Annotated in this window: 1 protein-coding gene; it reads right to left on the bottom strand. The window is 39.5% G+C overall.

Annotated features, from left to right (window positions below; translation table 11 throughout):
* Window positions 1-209 (bottom strand): hypothetical protein (locus AC0IW9_RS31745; RefSeq protein ID WP_471652259.1); only part of this gene is annotated, 209 nt, incomplete at its 3' end.
* Between the last annotated feature and the right edge of the window lie 34 nt (window positions 210-243).

The following is a 243-nucleotide window of genomic DNA, read 5'->3' as shown; positions in this document are numbered from 1 at the left end:
ATATTGGTTCCGCCATTATCAAAAAGACCCTGGCAAAGAGAAGTCCTGTACGCATTGGCGAGCGCTTTGGTCGCCTCAACGGAGGATGCAAAAACCGTCTCTATAGTCGTATTCCCTGTAGTTTCAGGTTTTTCTAAAAATTCTTTCTGGCAAGAATAAAGGCCAGTTGCGCCTATTATTGCGGAGACGAAGTAAATTATCTTTTTCATATTTTTTGATAATCAGGTTTAAAAACGAATATTG

Source organism: Belnapia sp. AC561 (genome assembly GCF_979252845.1).
Note: the sequence above shows the minus strand (reverse complement) of the source record. Positions and strands in the feature narration are given on the sequence as shown.